Raw genomic sequence first — 16,497 nt, forward strand, 5'->3', positions numbered from 1 at the left:
TCAACGGCCCCCGTCGCCGAGCGCCTCCAGGGACACCCCGGCGCCGTTGCCGGCGAGGAATTCGCGGAACGCGGCCGCCTCCATGGGCCGGGCGAAGTAGAATCCCTGCACGGTCTGGCAGCCGCTCTCGCGCAGGAACGCCACCTGCTCGGCGGTCTCCGCGCCCTCGCCCACCACCTCGAGCTCGAAACGGTCGCCGACGGCGATGATCGCCTCCACCAGGCTGGCGTCGGCGGGCTCGGAAGGGGCCTTCTGGACGAACTCGCGATCGACCTTGACCACGGTCACGGGCAGCCGCCGCAGGTAGCTGAGCGCGGAGAAGCCGGTACCGAAGTCGTCCAGGGCGAGGGCGACGCCGAGGTCCCGGAGCTCGCGCAGCGACGCACTGATGGCCTCGAAGTCGCTCATCAGCGAGGTCTCCACCACCTCGATCTCGAGGTCCGCGGGCACCAGGCCGGCCTCGGCGAGCTCGCGCCGGACCATCTCCACGAAACCGTCGGCCTCCAGCTGAACCGGCGCCACGTTGATGGCGATCCGGGGCAGATCGAACCCCTCGGCGCGCCAGTCCCGCAACGCGCGGCAGGCCATGCGTATCACCCATTCGCCGAGCTGGACGATCACACCGTTGGCCTCGAGCACCGGCATGAACCGCGCGGGGGAAACCTCGCCGAGCGACGGCGAACGCCATCGCAGCAGCACCTCCGCACCGCGGATACGCCCGTCGACGAGCGAGACCTGGGGCTGGAAGGCGAGACGGAATTCGTGCTTGCTGACCGCCCGGCGGAGTTCGTTCTCCAGGGTGAACTGGCTGCTCACGGACTCGTTCATCTGCGGGGCGAAGAACTCCTGTCCGCCCCCGCGGCGCTTGGCGCGGTACATCGCCGTGTCCGCGTGCTTGAGCAGCGAGGTTACGGTGGTGCCGTCCTGGGGATAGACCGCGATGCCGATGCTGCCCATGGGATAGATCCCGCGGCCCTCCAGCAGGAACGGCTCGCTGATCACCCGCAGCAGCCGCTCGCCCAGGTGCGCCACCGCGTCACGGTTGGCCCCGGTGACGATCACCGCGAACTCGTCGCCCCCCATGCGGGCCACGGTGTCCGCGCCGCGGGTCTCGCGGCGCAGCCGCCGGGCCACCTGCTTGAGCACGCTGTCGCCGGCGGCGTGGCCCATGGTGTCGTTGATGCCCTTGAACTGGTCGAGGTCGAGATAGAGCAGCGCCAGCGGTGTGCCGCGCTCGTTGGCGTCCGTGAGGGCCACCTCGAGACGTTCGAGCAGGCTCGTGCGATTGGGCAACCCGGTGAGGGCGTCCTGGTAGGCCAGGCGCTGGAGCCGGCGCTCCATCTCCATGCGCCTGGATATGTCCCGCCCGGTGGACACGAAATGGGTGATCCCGCCGTCGCCGTCCCTCAGGGGGGTTATGAGCTTGGCCTCGTGGTACAGCGAGCCGTCCTTTCGGCGGTTGATGAACGACTCCCGGAATACCTCCCCGCGGCTCAGCGTATCCCAGAGTCGCTGGTAAAACTCCGGGTCATGGCGCCCGGACTTCAGCAGCCGCGGGGTGCGTCCGAGGACCTCGCGCTGGGTATAACCGGTCTCCCGCTCGAAGCTCGTGTTCACGAACTCGATCCGGCCCCTGCGGTCGGTGATCATCACGGCGTCGTGGGCCTGCTGCAGCGCCCGGCCGAGCTTGCGCAGCTCCGCCTCCGTGCGCGAGCGCTCCGAGAGATCGCGGTACACCGCAAGGACCAGGGACTCGTTCAGCCACTGGATACGGGTGAAGGAGACCTCCACCGGCACAGGCTCGTGGCCTGCGCACAGCAGGCTGCCGCTGACCAGGCGGCCGCGGGCCTGGCCCGCAGCGGCAAGAGCGGCCGCCACGCGCTGCCGCTCCGGTTCCGGATGAAACGAGGCCAGGTCGCGGTCCGTCAGCGGTGCCTCGTCACCGTACAGCTCGGCGAAGCGCTGGTTCCAGTCAATCACCCGGCCGTCCGCATCGGCGATCAGCATGCCGTCCGCGGCATTGTCCATGAGCGCCCGGAACTTGCCCTCCTGGGCGCGCAGCATCGCCTCGCGCTCGCGCCGTTCGGAGATGTCCTGGATCACGCCCACGATCCGCCGCGCCCGGCCCGCGGCATCGCGCTCGACCCGCCCGGACGCGCTCAGCCAGGCGCCGGGCCGGGCGCTCACGCGGAACTCGACGTACAGCCCCTGGCCGTCGCTCAGTGCGCGCGCGAGTGCCGCCTCCGCATCCGCGGCATCGCGGGGGTCGAGCAGGGCGAGCAGCGACGTCCGGTCATCGGGCATGCCGGCGTCCCCGCGGGCGAACAGGCTCGCTGCCGTCTCCGACCAGCGCACGCGGCCATCGTCCACGTCCCATTCCCATACCGCGAGCCGGGCCGCCTCCTGGGCCCGCTGAAGCCGCCGCCGGGCGGATTCGAGCGCGGCGCGATCCGACTCGAAATAGGCCTCCAGCACGAGGGTGATGTCGAGGAAGACGATCTTGTGCAGCGCGTCCAGCGCCTGCATGAACCACGGGATGTCCCCCGCCGCGGCGCTCCAGAGGCTCGGCAGGTGGGCACGCAGGTACTTCGCGTAGCCACCCATATACCAGGCCGGCGCCAACCCGACCCGGTGATGCACGCGGCCGACGCGCAGCCGCCGCATGACGAACGCGTCGTCGTGCGGCCCTGTGGCGAGCTCCCTGAAATGCTGGCGCTGGCGCTGCTTCAGCCCCTGGAGATGCTCCGGGTCGCGATCGAGGATATCGCGCATCTCCGGGAAACGAGCGAGGTGATCGTAGAATTCGTCCAGGGCGTCGTCGATCGAGCCGCCGAGCTGCACGGCCAGCTCGGCGAGCAGGGCCGCATCACGGCCGGTGAACTCGAGGAACGCCTTGCGGCGCTCGAGCTCACCGTGGTCGAGGCCGAGACTCTGCGCCATGCGCGTCGCCGGCGCATCCTTGTCGGTCGATTCCATTTCCCCCTCGCATCCGGCAATGGGCATTACCGGCCCGCGGCAGCTGCCTGCTGACCCAATCGACGGCTCCGCGGGTTCGGGGCGGAAGGCATCACGCTGACGATACCGCAGTGGCACCGGGCGCAAACTCGTTTTTCCGGATTAAGGACGCGGCCGGTGTTTCACGGTGAGGGGCGAGGGCTTGGCCCCACTGACACCGATACCCCGTCCCCGGTAACCCTAAACACCCATCCGGCGCTTCGCCACCCCCGAAGCCCCTGTGCAAAGCAAAAAAATTGCCGGAAAGCGGCACGCTGACGCCCTGGGCGCGCCGAAACGATCAATTCCTGCACACACCGAGAAACAATTCGCTGGCCTCGATGTACTCCTCCGCCACCTCCTCGAGGCGGCGCCGCTGGTCCCGTGCATGACCGCGCAGCCGGTTGAAGGCCTCGCTTCGGCCGATGCCGGCACGCTCCATGACCAGCCCCACCGCGACGCTGACGCTGCGGCTGCCCTGCACCGCCCGTTCGAGCTGGTCACGGTGCTCTCGGAGCTGATGAAGCTCGCGGCCTCGTGCCATGGCGGCGTTGAGCACGGGCACGAGCTGGTTGCTCTGCAGGGGTTTCACGAGGTAGGTCAGGGCCCCGTAGCGGATGGCCTCGCTGACCGTCTCCGGATCCTCGTAGGCGGACAGGAATATGAAGGGCAGTGCGGTGTGCTCGGCCAGCCAGCCCGCGAGGCTGAGCCCGGACATGCCCGGCATCCGCACGTCAATGACGGCAAGGTCCACCTCGTTATCGCCGAGGCAGTCGATGGCCTGGTGGCCGCTGTCCGCTTCGAGGACCGTCATCCCCGCCCGCCGCAATCCGTCGCCCAGGGTGGCGAGCACCAGCCGGTCATCGTCCACAAGCAGTACCCGGCCCTCGGCCATAGCTTCCCCCAAGCGTCTTTTGCGGATGAGCACGCGGCGGCGCGCGGCAAGGATGCCTTTTACACGGCCGGCGTGCCATTTACAACTGCCGGGCAGGATCCCGTCACGCCGTGACGAACCTCACAAAATCAGCGGTTTGCGCCGGCCACCCCACGCCGGATCAGCCGGGCACCCGCCGGGGCGGGCGTACCACGGGGTGCCTGAGCACCAGCCGGGCCGCGACCCGGCCGTCACCCGCCTGAAGCGAGAGTTCGGCACCGGGGCGTGGCAGGAGACGGTACGCGAGGCCGAGACCGACGCCGCCATTGCCGTCGCGCGGAAGGTCGGCACCGTCCGCCACGTCCGCGGCATTGCGCACGCAGACGCAGGCACCATCGGGCGCACCGGTGACTGTCACCGCCACCGCCGGTCCGGGGTCCCCGTCGCGGCGCCCGTGCTTGAACGCATTGATCACGAGCTCGTTGACGACCAGGGCGACGGGAATGGCCTCCCCGGGATCGAGCCCCACCGGGCTGACGACGTCCAGTGAGAGGTCGACCGCCCGGTGCTCGCCGGTGATCGCGACCACGCCCTCGCAGACGGCACGGACCAACTCGCAGAGCAGGCTCTCGCCACCGGGGGTACGCCCCTGCAGGCCGTGGGCGGTGGCGATGGCGTTGACCTGCCCCATCACGGCACGCAGGCGCGGTGCCAGGGCGGGCTCCGCCTCCACCTGGCCGGCGATGAGGCCAAGCAGTCCCTGGAGGTGGTTCTTGATCCGGTGATGGACCTCGCGGATCAGTGCCTCGCGCTGACGGCGCTCCTCACGCAGGCGCTCACGTTCGCGCTCGCGGCGCTCGCTCAGGTCGCGGAAGACCCCGACATACAGGCAGGGCCCGAAACGCCGGTCGACACGCCGCCCCGCCACCTCCACGGGTATGCGGGTACCATCGGCGTGGATCACCTCGTGCTCACGCAGGGAGAAGCCCGTGGAGCGCATGTCCGCAAACGCGGCGTCCAGGGCCGGTTTCTCATCCGGGGGATGGATATCGCGGACCGCCATTCGCCTGAGCCGGCCTCGGGGATGACCCAGCAGTATCGCGGCCTGTTCATTGACGTCGTGGATCGCCCCAGAGAGGTCGGCGACGACGATGGCGTCCGCCGCCTGCTGGACCAGGGCCCGATGGATCCCCGCGCGTATGCGGCGATGGCGGCCGCCGAGCACCGCCGCCGTCACCGCACCACCGGCCACCGCCCCGAACAGGATGCCGCCCCACAGCGCCGGCGTCGCACCGAGCGCGACGAACAGCGCCTCCCAGCCCCCCTCGACACCGGCCATACCCGTCCCCCCTTGTCCAGTCGGTGACTCGCCTCCTACAGCGACTCGTCATCCATCGGCGCGCGGTGACTGACCACGTAGACCGCCGCCTGATCATAGATGCCCTGGAGCTGGTTGAGCAGCCGGTGCGCCACCTCGTACTGCGCCTGCCAGTTCTCCTCATTGGGGATCATGCGGATCAGCATCTCACGGCGCAGCTGGGCGAAACGTTCCGTGACCTCGTAACCCTGGTCGGTGACGAAATAGGCCACGCCGCGACGTTTGCGCGAGGCCTGCTTGTCCACCAGCCCCGCGGACTTGAGCTTCTTGAGCGCGTACTGGATGTTGCTGATGTCGTCGCGGTTGAGCAGGCGGGCGATCTCCGCGACCGTCTTGGGACGCTCTTTCATGCGCACCACATGCAGCACGGCATTATCCGATCCGGATACCGGCCGGTGTGTCACGGCCGCCAGGCACTCGGACTGCCAGCGCTCGAAGGCGGCGGTCAGCCGCAGCATCGTGTGCTCGATCTCGGTGAGCGCCATCTCCTTTTCGTCACCCGCCAGGTGCCAGTGCCGGTCCAGGGTGAAATCATCCGCGGGCGCCTCTCCTTCCCGACCCTCGTGCTCCGACATCGCTCTCCTCTCTTCTCGGTGCAGGGACCAGTCCAAACGACAACAGGCCTGGCAGCTCAGCACAAGCCCGACGGCCGGCGGGGCATACTTGACGGGGAAAAAATTTACGTCTAAAAGAAAAGTCATATCGTTTTACTAGTAAATTACTAGAAAAAAGCACGAAAACCTGCAGATCCGTGAGGGAAGCACACCCGAGGAGGAGCACCGCCATGACCGTCAGGACCGCGCCCGTTTTCAACGACAACCCCTTCAAGCTGGGGATCTTCTCACCCAACTGCTCCGGCGGCCTGGCCGTGACCAAGGTGCCGGAGCGCTGGAACAACTCCTGGGAGAATAACCTCAGGCTCGCGCAGATGGCCGACGAGGCGGGGCTGGAGTTCCTTCTGCCCATCGCCCGCTGGATCGGCTACGGCGGTGCCACCAACTTCCACGGTAGTGTCCTGGAGACCGTCACCTGGGCCGCGGGACTGCTGGCGCAGACGAAGAACATCAACGTCTTCTCCACGATCCACACCGCGTTCAATCACCCGGTGGTGGTCGCCAAGCAGCTCGCGACGATGGACAACATGAGCAACGGCCGCGCCGGGCTCAACGTGGTCTGCGGCTGGAACAAGCCGGAGTACGACGCCCTCGGCATGACCATGCCGGACGACCACGAGACCCGTTACCGCTTCGGTCAGGAGTGGTTCGATATCGTCCGCAAGCTGTGGACCGAGACCGGACCGTTCGACTGGGATGGCGAGTTCTACCAGCTCAGGGACACCTACAGCCTGCCGCTGCCGAAAACCGACAAGGTGCCGATCTTCAACGCCGCCGGTTCCCAGCAGGGCCGCGACTTCGCCGTGCGCAACGCCGACTACCTGTTCACCCCGGCCATCGACCTGGACAGGTCCAGGGAAGAGATCGCAGCGATCAAGGAGCAGGCCGCCGGCGTCGGGCGCAACGTGGGGCTGTTCACCCTCTCCTACGTCGTCTGCCGGCCGACCAGAAAGGAGGCCGAGGAGTACCACCACTACTACTCCCAGGAGAACGCGGACTGGGAGGCCGTGGACAACATCATCAACCTGATGTTCGCCCACGCCGAATCCTTCCCCAAAGAGGTCATCCGGCTGCTGCGCGACCGCATGGCCGGGGGCCACGGCGGCTACCCGCTGGTCGGCGACCCGGACACCGTCGCCGACGGGATCCAGCGCCTCTACGAGACCGGCTTCGCGGGCACCACCCTGGCGTTCGTGGACTACGTCGAGGAGTTCCCCTACTTCCGCGACGAGGTCCTGCCCCGCCTGGAGGATCGCGGCCTGCGGCTGCCGGTGGCGGGCGCGGCATGACCGGGATGCACGACGCCCACACCGCCATGGCGGCGCTGTCGGCGGTGATCGCCGGCGAGACCTTCAGCCAGTTCGTCGACGGCGCCGAGTTCCGCAGCGGCATGCGCGGCATCGCGGCGCCCGTGGCGCTGGCGACGACCCGGGGGCCGGACGGCCCCGCGGGGCTGACGGTGTCCTCGTTCTGCTCGCTGAGCGTGGACCCGCCGCGGATACTGGTCTGCATCAACCGCGACAGCAGCGCCTATCCCGTCATCGCCGGCCGCCGGGTACTCGCGCTCAATGTCCTCGCCGCACATCACGAGACGCTCGCCATGCGCTTCGCCTCCGGCGACGCCTGCCGGGGAGAGGCGCGTTTCGCGGCGGGTCGCTGGGCGCCGCTGCGCACCGGCGCGCCGGTGCTCGAGGACGCCCTCGTCGGCTTCGACTGCCGGATCGTGCGTGTCCATGAGGAAGGCTCTCATGGCATTATCGTCGGCGACGTGGTCGCGACGACCGGCAGCGGCGCCACCTCGCCGCTGCTCTACCGCGACGGCCACTTCGTCACCAGCACGGCACCGGCGCGCCAGGGGCACTGACCGCTCCGCGCCCGCCGGCACGTCGACCACACCCACCCGAGAGGCGAGGAGAACGCCATGCAGCGAGAGCATGCGGCGCCCGCACACGCGACGGCAACACCGGCGCTCGACGACGCGGCCCTGGACCGGATCTTCCGTGAGGCACGGACCTACAACGGCTGGCTCGACCGGCCGGTCACCGACGAACAGCTCCGCGAGATGCATGCCCTCGCCACCATGGGACCGACCAGCTTCAACGGCTGCCCCATGCGGGTCGTGTTCGTGCGCTCGCCGGAGGCCAAGGAACGGCTCGCACCGGCGCTGATGAAGAGCAACGTCGACAAGACCCTGTCCGCCCCGGTCACCGCCATCGTCGCCCACGACCTGCGCTTCTGGGAGTGGCTGCCCTGGCTGAACCCGCACAAGGACGTCAGCGGCCTGTTCCGCGACAGCCCGGCCTTCGCCGAGACCACGGCGTTCCGCAACGGCAGCCTCCAGGGGGCATACCTGATCATCGCCGCACGGGCCCTCGGGCTCGACTGTGGGCCGATGTCCGGCTTCGATCCGGCAATGGTGGACGAGGCCTTCTTCGCCGGCACAAGTATCCGCACCAACTTCCTGTGCAACATCGGCTACGGCGACCCGGACACGGTGTATTCACGCAACCCGCGCCCGGCCTTCGACGAGGCCTGCCGCATCGAGTGAGGCAAGCGTGCCGCACGCCGCCGTCGACGGTACAATGGCCGGCATGAGCACGCCCCTGGTGACACTGATCGCGGCGATGACGCGTAACCGCGTGATCGGCGCGAATGGCTCGCTGCCCTGGCGGCTGCCCGCGGATATGCGCCATTTCGTGGCGTACACCCGGGGCAAACCGGTGGTCATGGGCCGGCGCAACTACGACGACATCGGCCGGCCACTGCCGAAACGGCACAACATCGTGATGAGCCGCGACCCGTCCTTCGCGGCCCCGGGCTGTACGGTGGTCGATTCCGCCGAGTCCGCCCTGGCGGCGGCCGGCGACGTCCCCGAAGTGATGATCATCGGCGGCGCCGAGATCTACGCGCTGTTCCTGCCCCGCGCCCGGCGCATCGAGCTCACCGTGATCGACGCCGAGCTCGACGGGGACACCCGCTTCCCGGCGCTGGACGCCGGCTGGCGGGTCGTCGATGAGCAGCACCGGGGGGCCGACGCCGACAACCCGTGGCCGCTGACCTTCCAGCGCCTGGAACGGGATTGATTGCAGTGCTCACGGTGCTTGCCTATGCTGGCGCGCGAACCGGTGCCACCCGGCGCCGTCCGGGACAGACCCAACCGAGACGTTTGAGGAACAGATCCATGGTGCGCTCCCTTCTGCTGGCCGCCCTCGTCGTCACCGTCCTGATGGCCGGCGGCTGCGCGAACACGGAATCCACCCGCCAGAAGCACACCGAGCCGGGGGCGCTGCCCAGCGACTACGATCCCCTGGACACGGAGGCGCACAAGTCCGACCTGGAGGACGGCGCCATTCCGTCCGTCGGCGAGCTGATCTTCGGCAAGGACGCGTCGTCCAGCGGCGCGGATACCCGCCGGCTGGAACAGGAGGTCGCCCGCCTGCGCGCCGACCTGCGCCAGGGCGGCGGCACGGCGGCACGGCGCGGCCAGGCCACTACCACCGAGGCGGGCCCCGGCGTGGCGCTGCTCTTCCCCAATGCCACGGACCTGGCGGCCACCCGCGCCTACACGGCGATGACCCGCGTTGCCGGCGAATACCCGCTGACCGCGGTCAGCCAGCAGCGCCTGCAGCAGGCCCTCGACGGGGTCGAGTGCTCGCTGGACACCCTCGCCGAGTGCGGACCGGCGGTGGCCGCCGCTTCCGGCGCCCGCATGGTGGCCATTATCGACGGCACCGAGGCCCGCGGCGGCCAGCTCCCCCTGACCGTGAGCCTGGTGGACCTGGATCTCGGCATCCGCTACCCGGCCTACCGGGTCACCCTGCCGGCCACCGACGACGGCGCCGCCGAGCAGAGCCTCGCCGCCTTGGCGGACAGTGTCTACCTCCATGCGATCGAGCGTTTCCGCCTCGCCCCCCGCATCTTCCACGTGCGCAGCACCGGCGACGGCCGCTGGGTCATGGACCCCGCCGGCACCCAGCTCGCTACCGGCAGCCAGCTGACCGTCCACGAGAGCGGACGCGTGCTGCGCCAGGGCGGCGACCCGGTCGCATGGATTCCCGGCGAGACCGTGGGCACACTCACGGTGAAGGGACGTACCGCAAACGGCCTGCTGCTGCTCGAGCGCAGCTCCGGCAAGGCGCCACCGGCGGCCGAATTCATCCTTCCGCCCGCCGGCTAAGCCAACCCCCCTCCGCAAAGCGCACCGGGCCGGGGCCCGGTGCGCGCTTTTCCGGCATTTCCATACGCAAGCGTATTGACGCGGCCGGACAGCCCGCCTATTTTCCCTGCAAAAGGGGGCATGCTTGGCGCAACCAGCCGAACGGGCCTGCCCCTGTTATCACGACGACAAGTCAGAGAACCAGGAGGAGAGCCCATGTCCGCCCGTCATCGAGGCGCAAGCCGCCTGATCATCGCCACGTCGGCACTCGGCCTCGCCGGCGCGATGGCAACCGCCCACGCCACCGGCTTCCAGATCCGCGAGCAGAGCGCCAAGGCCCTCGCCAACTCGCTCGCCAGCGCCGCCGCCGGCGCAGAGGACGTCAGCTTCATGGCCTACAACCCGGCGGCACTGGGCAACATCGACGGCACCCAGATCGCCGGCAGCCTGGCCTACATCGACGCCGAGTTCGATCTCGAGGACGGTCAGGCCTCTCCCTACGGGGCCCCACTCAACGGCTCCAGTGACGGATTCCCCTACGACGGCAGCAAGGGCAAGAGCGGCGAGACCGCCCTGGTGCCCTCCTTCGCCGTCAAGACCCAGCTCAACGACTCGCTGGACGCCGGCCTCGCCGTCTACGCGCCGTACGGCCTGCCCACCGACTACGATCACGACTGGATCGGGCGCTACCAGGCCCTGGAGACGGACCTGAAGGTCGTCGACATCCAGCCCACCCTGAACTTCCGTGTCACCGACCGGCTCTCGCTCGCCGGCGGCCTGCGGGTGCAGTACGCCGACGCGACCCTGTCCAACGCGCTGGACCTCGGGGGGGTTGGCGCTCAACAGGAAGTACCCGGCGCGTCCCCCGGCAACAATGACGGCTTCGCCGAGGTCACCGGCGACGACTGGGGCGTGGGCTACACCCTCGGCGCGCTGTTCCAGGTCACCGACCGCACCCGCGTGGGCGTGAGCTACCGCTCCAAGGTGGACCTCACCCTGAAGGGGGACGCCGAGTTCAGCGCCACCGACGCGACATCACAGGCGGTACTCGCCGGCGCCCAGGCGGGGGGCCAATTCACCGACACCTCCGGCAAGGCGGATCTCACGACGCCGGCGAGCCTGAACCTGGGCATCTACCACCAGGCCACCGACCGCCTGGCGCTGATGTTCAACGCCGAGTGGACCGAGTGGAGCAAATTCGACGAGCTGGTGGTCAAGTTCGGCGACAACACCCCGAACAGCGTGACCGAGGAGAACTGGGAGAACACCTGGGCCCTGTCCACGGGCGCGAGCTACGCGCTCACCGGCCGCTGGACGCTGCGCGGCGGCATCGGCATGGACGAATCCCCGGTGCCGAACGCCCAGCACCGCACGCCGCGCGTGCCGGACGTGGACCGCCGCTGGCTGTCCGCCGGCGCGACGTTCTCGCCCACCGACCGGCTGTCGATCACCGGTGCGTGGATGCACATCTTCTTCGACGACGGCGACGTCGATCTGGAGAACGAGAGCCGCGGCAACCTGTCGGGCACCTACGAGGGCACGGCGAACCTCTTCGCCCTCTCCGCCGACTACCGCTTCTGATCCCCCGCCACGAAAAAAGGGCCGCCCCGCAGAAGCGGGGCGGCCCTTCTCATGATGGCATCCGGATGCCCGCTCAGCGCTTCATGTAATCGAAGAACTCGCTGTTGGTCTTGGTGTCCTTGAGCTTGTCGAGAAGGAACTCGATGGCGGCGAGCTCATCCATCGGATGGAGGAGCTTGCGCAGGATCCAGACCTTCTGGAGCTCGTCCGGCGTCATCAGCAGCTCCTCGCGGCGGGTGCCCGAGCGATTGATATTGATGGCCGGATAGATCCGCTTCTCCGCGATGCGGCGATCCAGATGGATCTCCATGTTGCCGGTGCCCTTGAACTCCTCGTAGATCACGTCGTCCATGCGTGAACCGGTCTCGACCAGCGAGGTCGCGATGATCGAGAGGCTGCCGCCCTCCTCGACGTTGCGCGCCGCACCGAAGAAGCGCTTGGGCCGGTGCAGGGCGTTGGCGTCGACACCGCCGGTGAGCACCTTGCCGGAGGAGGGCACGACGGTGTTGTAGGCACGGGCGAGACGGGTGATGGAGTCGAGCATGATCACCACGTCCTTCTTGTGCTCGACCAGCCGCTTGGCCTTCTCGATCACCATTTCCGCGACCTGCACGTGGCGGTTCGCCGGCTCGTCGAAGGTGGAGGAGACCACCTCGCCGCGCACGGTGCGCTGCATCTCCGTGACCTCCTCGGGCCGCTCGTCGATGAGCAGCACGATCACGTAGCACTCGGGATAGTTGCTCGTGATCGACTGGGCCATGTTCTGCAGCAGCATGGTCTTGCCCGCCTTCGGCGGAGAGACGATCAGGCCGCGCTGCCCCTTGCCGATGGGCGCGGTGAGGTCGATGACGCGGGCCGTGAGGTCCTCGGTGGAGCCGTTGCCCCGCTCCATGACCATGCGGTCCTTGGCGAACAGCGGGGTAAGGTTCTCAAACAGGACCTTATTCTTCGCCGCGTCCGGGCGCTCGAAGTTGATCTCGTCGACCTTGAGCAGCGCGAAGTAGCGCTCGCCCTCCTTCGGCGGCCGGATCTTGCCGGAGATCGTGTCGCCGGTGCGCAGGCTGAACCGCCGGATCTGGCTCGGGGAGACGTAGATGTCGTCCGGGCCGGCCAGATAGGAGCTGTCCGCCGAGCGCAGGAAGCCGAAGCCGTCCTGGAGGATCTCCAGTACGCCGTTGCCCCAGATGTCCTCGCCCTTCTTGGCCTGGGCCTTGAGGATGGAGAAGATGACGTCCTGCTTGCGGTTGCGGGCCATGCCCTCGATGCCCAGCTCCTGGGCGATCTCCACAAGCTCGGTCGCAGGTTTCTGTTTGAGTTCCGTGAGATTCATCAGCTACTGCTTCATGGATTTGGCCCCGCGCACGGCATCGGCCCGGTCACCATGACCGGCGCACGAATGGCACGGCTGTGAGGTTGTTGCGATCACGGGGCGAGGGGCGGAGCACCCTCGCCGCATCCACCGGTCGTCTTCGATGAAGGCAGTGGCCCGCGAGTACGACGAACGCGCTGCCTCCGCGGCCTCCACGGTTACTGTTGTTCTGTCGTCGTCATGCCGGGGGTACCCTCCCGGAAGGCCGGGCCGGTGGCTCCCCGGACGCGCGCCCGCGCGCCACCACTGACGGCTGCCGCCGGCGCCGCCGCGCTCCCGCGGCGTGCACTGCGCGCAATCACCCGAGCACACTGCCAGGCCCCCATCGCACCGCAGGCATCGGGAAAACCGCGGCGGATGCGCTCACGCCCTGAATCCCTCGGGAGCACCTTGCCGATTACACGAAAAATGCCGCAGGAACATCCGTCGTCTCGGGATTGGGGCTATAAATAAATGGCAGCGCGGATATGGCCAGCTTATGCTGAGCAGTGAGGGAGGCACACGGTGCCGATATCGGTCGTAACCTTAGCCTCCCCCAAAGCGGGTGTCAACGCCGCAGCGGCGGCGTTCCAGCCCGCCACCGGATACCGGGATAACCGCCCGTCCACGAGCGTGGAGCCACCAACGGCGTGATGTCACTGCCCAGCGTCCTCACCGAGCCCGGCTCCCGGGTCGAATCCGCACTCGCTGTCGCCGTCACGGCGGCGGCCGTGATCCTGCTCGGGGCGGAAGCGGTGCTGCTCGGCTGGCAGCTCTGGCCCCGCGACACCACCGCCCCGCCGCCGGAGCCGGCGGCACAGTCGGCGCCCGGCGATGCGGCCGAGGAGGCCCCGGACACCGCCCCCATCGTCGCCGCCCACCTGTTCGGGCGCACCGCGGATAACGACACCCCCACACCGGCCCGCGAGGCACCGCCGACGCAGCTCGACCTCACTCTCCACGGCGTGGTCGCCGGCCCCAGCGAGGACAGCGGCCTGGCGATCATTGCCGCCGGCGGCGGTGACGAGCACCTCTACCGGCCCGGGGACACCCTGCCCGGCGGCGCCCGCCTTGAGGGCATACGCCGGGACCGCGTGATCCTCAGCCGCGACGGCCACCGCGAGACCCTCACGCTGCCCGAGAAGTCCAGCCCGCCCCCGCAACAGGAGCAGTCGGCGGCGCCCCGCGCATCGTCGTCACAGCCGGGCGGCACGCCTTCCGGGCCGCAGACCCTCGCCGGCTACCGAGAGCAGCTGCTCTCGGACCCGGGCGCCGTGCAGCGACTGCTCAGACCCGCCCCGGTGCGGGAGAGTGACGGAACGCTCATCGGCTACCGCCTGCAGGGCGGCGCCGAACCCCTGTACTCGGCCACCGCACTCGAGCCCGGGGACGTCATTACCGCAGTAGGCGACGTACGGCTCGACAACGAGGGCTCAGCGGTACAGGCGCTCCAGCGTCTTGGCAACGCCGGGCAGGTTACACTGACGGTACGCCGCAACGGCAGCGAGCGGCAGATCACTCTGAACTTCGGCAACGGGGGGTAGGCGCAGTGGCAGCGTGGATCCACGCCCTCCGTTCGTCCAACCCTGCCCGTCGCGCGCGCGGCCGGGCCGCCGCCGTGCTCCTGGCACTCGTGACCGTGCTCGCCGCCGGCACTGCCGGCGCACAGGAGCAGATCACGCTCAACCTCAAGGATGCCCAGCTCTCGGCGCTGGTGGACACGGTCGCGGAGGTCACGGGTCGCAACTTCGTGCTCGATCCGCGCGTGAATGCCCGGGTGACGGTCATATCGCGCCGGCCCATGGACGCCGACGCCCTCTACCAGGTCTTCCTCTCCATCCTCCAGGTCCACGGCTTCTCGGCCATCCCCGCCGGCGAGGTCACCAAGATCGTGCCGGACGTCAACGCCCGCCAGCTCGGCGGCGAGGACGGCGAGGACACCGGCGACGCGGTGGTCACCCGGGTGCTGACGGTGGAGAACGTGCCGGTGGCCCAGCTGGTGCCGATACTCCGGCCGCTGGTGCCCCAGCAGGGCCATTTCGCCGCTTACGCACCGACCAACTCGCTGATCATCTCAGACCACGCCAGCAACGTGGCCCGTATCGCCGACGTCGTGCGCAAGGTCGACCGCGCCGGGGCCGCGGCCACGGAGGTGATTCCGCTGGAGCACGCCACCGCCGAGACCGCGGCGGAGACCCTCGGCGAGGTTCTCGGCGGTCAGGGCGAGGAGGCCGGCGCCCAGGCGGTCCGGGTGGCGGCGGACAAGCGCACCAATGCCCTGGTGGTCATGGGCACCGACGCCCAGCGCGCCCGGGTACGCCGGCTCGTCGAGCGCCTGGACGCCGGCGCCGACCAGGGCGGCGACACCCGCGTGGTCTACCTGAGCTACGCCAAGGCCGAGGACGTCGCGGAGGTCCTGCAGTCGGTCAGCGAGAACCTGCCCTCCGCCGCGACGGACGGCGGTGGTGACGGCGAGGGGGGCGCCGCCGGCGCCGGCGGTAGCGGCAAGACCGTCAGCATCCAGGCCGACGCGGCGACCAACTCGCTGGTGATCAGCGCACCCCCCGCCGTGCAGAACGAGCTCGCCGCGGTCATCGACAAGCTCGACATCCGCCGCGCCCAGGTGCTCATCGAGGCCGCCATCGCCGAGGTCTCCGCCGACATGGCCGCGGAGCTCGGCTTCCAGTGGGCCGTGGACGGCGGCAACGGCAACACGGCCGTGGGCGGCACGAGCTTCGGCAACAACAGCGTGAGCGGCGGTGACAGCCTTGCCGGGATCATCGGCTCGCTGTCCCAGCAGGAGATCCCCAACATCGGCTCGGGCCTGAGCCTCGCCGTGGGCGACCTCGCCGGTGGCGTGCGCTTCGCGGCGCTGCTGCGGGCACTGGCGAGCGACGCGGACACCAATATCCTCTCCACGCCCTCGCTGGTCACCCTCGACAACCAGGAGGCGGAGATCACCGTTGCCCAGAACGTGCCCTTCGTCACCGGCTCGTACACCACCGCCTCGTCGGACAGCAGCAACGTCAATCCCTTCCAGACCATCGAACGCCGGGATGTCGGCCTCATCCTCAAGGTCAAGCCGCAGATCAACGAGGGCGATTCCGTGATGCTCGAGATCCAGCAGGAGGTCTCCAACGTCAGCGAGAGCACCCGGGCCGTGGATCTGATCACCGACAAACGCTCGATCAGCACCAGCGTGCTGGTGGACAGCGGGCGCCTGGTGGTGCTCGGCGGGCTGCTCGACGAGCAGGTCCGCGAGACCGAGCAGCGCGTGCCCCTGCTCGGCAGCATCCCCGTGCTCGGCAACCTCTTCCGCTACCGCTCGGCGCAGAGCGAGAAGCGCAATCTCATGGTCTTCCTGCGTCCGCGCATCGTACGCGACGAGGCCACGATGACGCGCTACGCCAGCGACAAGTACGCCAGCATGCGCGAGCGCCAGCGCGCCCAGCGCGACGCGGGGGTGGCACTGCTGCCCGACGACGTCGCTCCGGTGCTGCCACCGCTCGGCCGCCCCGCACTGCCGGCGCCGTTCACCCGGGGACGATAGCG

13 protein-coding genes are annotated in these 16,497 nt (G+C 69.2%); 8 read left to right on the forward strand and 5 right to left on the reverse strand.

All coding sequences use genetic code 11. The features are described 5' to 3' along the window. The 4 genes from ACEZHJ_RS16570 to ACEZHJ_RS16585 all read right to left on the reverse strand — a co-directional run bounded on the left by ACEZHJ_RS16570 (position 1) and on the right by ACEZHJ_RS16585 (position 5,821). A complete protein-coding gene (locus tag ACEZHJ_RS16570; protein ID WP_163139661.1) occupies positions 1-2,976 on the reverse strand; it encodes an EAL domain-containing protein in 2,976 nt (991 codons plus the stop codon). A 319-nt stretch (positions 2,977-3,295) separates the two neighbouring features. After that, positions 3,296-3,889, reverse strand: a complete 594-nt coding sequence (locus tag ACEZHJ_RS16575) for an ANTAR domain-containing response regulator (protein WP_018716536.1) — start codon at positions 3,887-3,889, stop codon at positions 3,296-3,298. Between the two features lie 160 nt (positions 3,890-4,049). Continuing rightward, on the reverse strand, positions 4,050-5,207 hold the full coding sequence (locus ACEZHJ_RS16580) for a sensor histidine kinase (protein ID WP_259199979.1): 1,158 nt from the start codon (positions 5,205-5,207) through the stop codon (positions 4,050-4,052). 35 nt (positions 5,208-5,242) lie between these two features. Continuing rightward, positions 5,243-5,821, reverse strand: coding sequence for a winged helix DNA-binding protein (locus ACEZHJ_RS16585; RefSeq protein WP_018716538.1), 579 nt, complete (start codon positions 5,819-5,821; stop codon positions 5,243-5,245). Positions 5,822-6,030: 209 nt separating this feature from the next. Between ACEZHJ_RS16585 and ACEZHJ_RS16590 the strand changes: the two genes are divergently transcribed. From ACEZHJ_RS16590 to ACEZHJ_RS16615, 6 genes are all read left to right on the forward strand, one after another. Further along, entirely contained in the window at positions 6,031-7,149 is a 1,119-nt protein-coding gene (locus tag ACEZHJ_RS16590) for an LLM class flavin-dependent oxidoreductase (protein WP_163141569.1), read from the forward strand. Then, positions 7,146-7,724, forward strand: coding sequence for a flavin reductase family protein (locus ACEZHJ_RS16595; protein ID WP_018716540.1), 579 nt, complete (start codon positions 7,146-7,148; stop codon positions 7,722-7,724). Before ACEZHJ_RS16590 ends, ACEZHJ_RS16595 begins: the two co-directional genes overlap by 4 nt. 57 nt (positions 7,725-7,781) lie before the next feature. Beyond that, positions 7,782-8,408 carry a malonic semialdehyde reductase gene (locus ACEZHJ_RS16600; protein ID WP_163141566.1) on the forward strand — a complete coding sequence of 209 codons (627 nt, stop codon included), beginning with the start codon at positions 7,782-7,784 and terminating at the stop codon, positions 8,406-8,408. 43 nt (positions 8,409-8,451) lie between these two features. Next, on the forward strand, positions 8,452-8,943 hold the full coding sequence (locus ACEZHJ_RS16605; RefSeq protein WP_163141564.1) for a dihydrofolate reductase: 492 nt from the start codon (positions 8,452-8,454) through the stop codon (positions 8,941-8,943). Between the two features lie 98 nt (positions 8,944-9,041). Then, a complete protein-coding gene (locus ACEZHJ_RS16610; protein WP_375036720.1) occupies positions 9,042-10,037 on the forward strand; it encodes a hypothetical protein in 996 nt (331 codons plus the stop codon). 195 nt (positions 10,038-10,232) lie between these two features. Further along, positions 10,233-11,597 carry an OmpP1/FadL family transporter gene (locus tag ACEZHJ_RS16615; protein ID WP_375036721.1) on the forward strand — a complete coding sequence of 455 codons (1,365 nt, stop codon included), beginning with the start codon at positions 10,233-10,235 and terminating at the stop codon, positions 11,595-11,597. A 73-nt stretch (positions 11,598-11,670) separates the two neighbouring features. Here the strand turns inward: ACEZHJ_RS16615 and rho are convergent, their stop codons facing one another. Then, a complete protein-coding gene (gene rho / locus ACEZHJ_RS16620; protein ID WP_018716545.1) occupies positions 11,671-12,927 on the reverse strand; it encodes a transcription termination factor Rho in 1,257 nt (418 codons plus the stop codon). Between the two features lie 671 nt (positions 12,928-13,598). On the opposite strand from rho, the gene ACEZHJ_RS16625 reads away from it, so the two are divergent. Then, a complete protein-coding gene (locus tag ACEZHJ_RS16625; protein WP_259199982.1) occupies positions 13,599-14,489 on the forward strand; it encodes a type II secretion system protein N in 891 nt (296 codons plus the stop codon). Positions 14,490-14,563: 74 nt separating this feature from the next. Then, a complete protein-coding gene (gene gspD, locus ACEZHJ_RS16630; RefSeq protein WP_163141234.1) occupies positions 14,564-16,495 on the forward strand; it encodes a type II secretion system secretin GspD in 1,932 nt (643 codons plus the stop codon). Positions 16,496-16,497: the final 2 nt, after the last annotated feature.

The organism is Arhodomonas sp. KWT2 (genome assembly GCF_041949875.1).
GTDB lineage: Bacteria > Pseudomonadota > Gammaproteobacteria > Nitrococcales > Nitrococcaceae > Arhodomonas > Arhodomonas aquaeolei.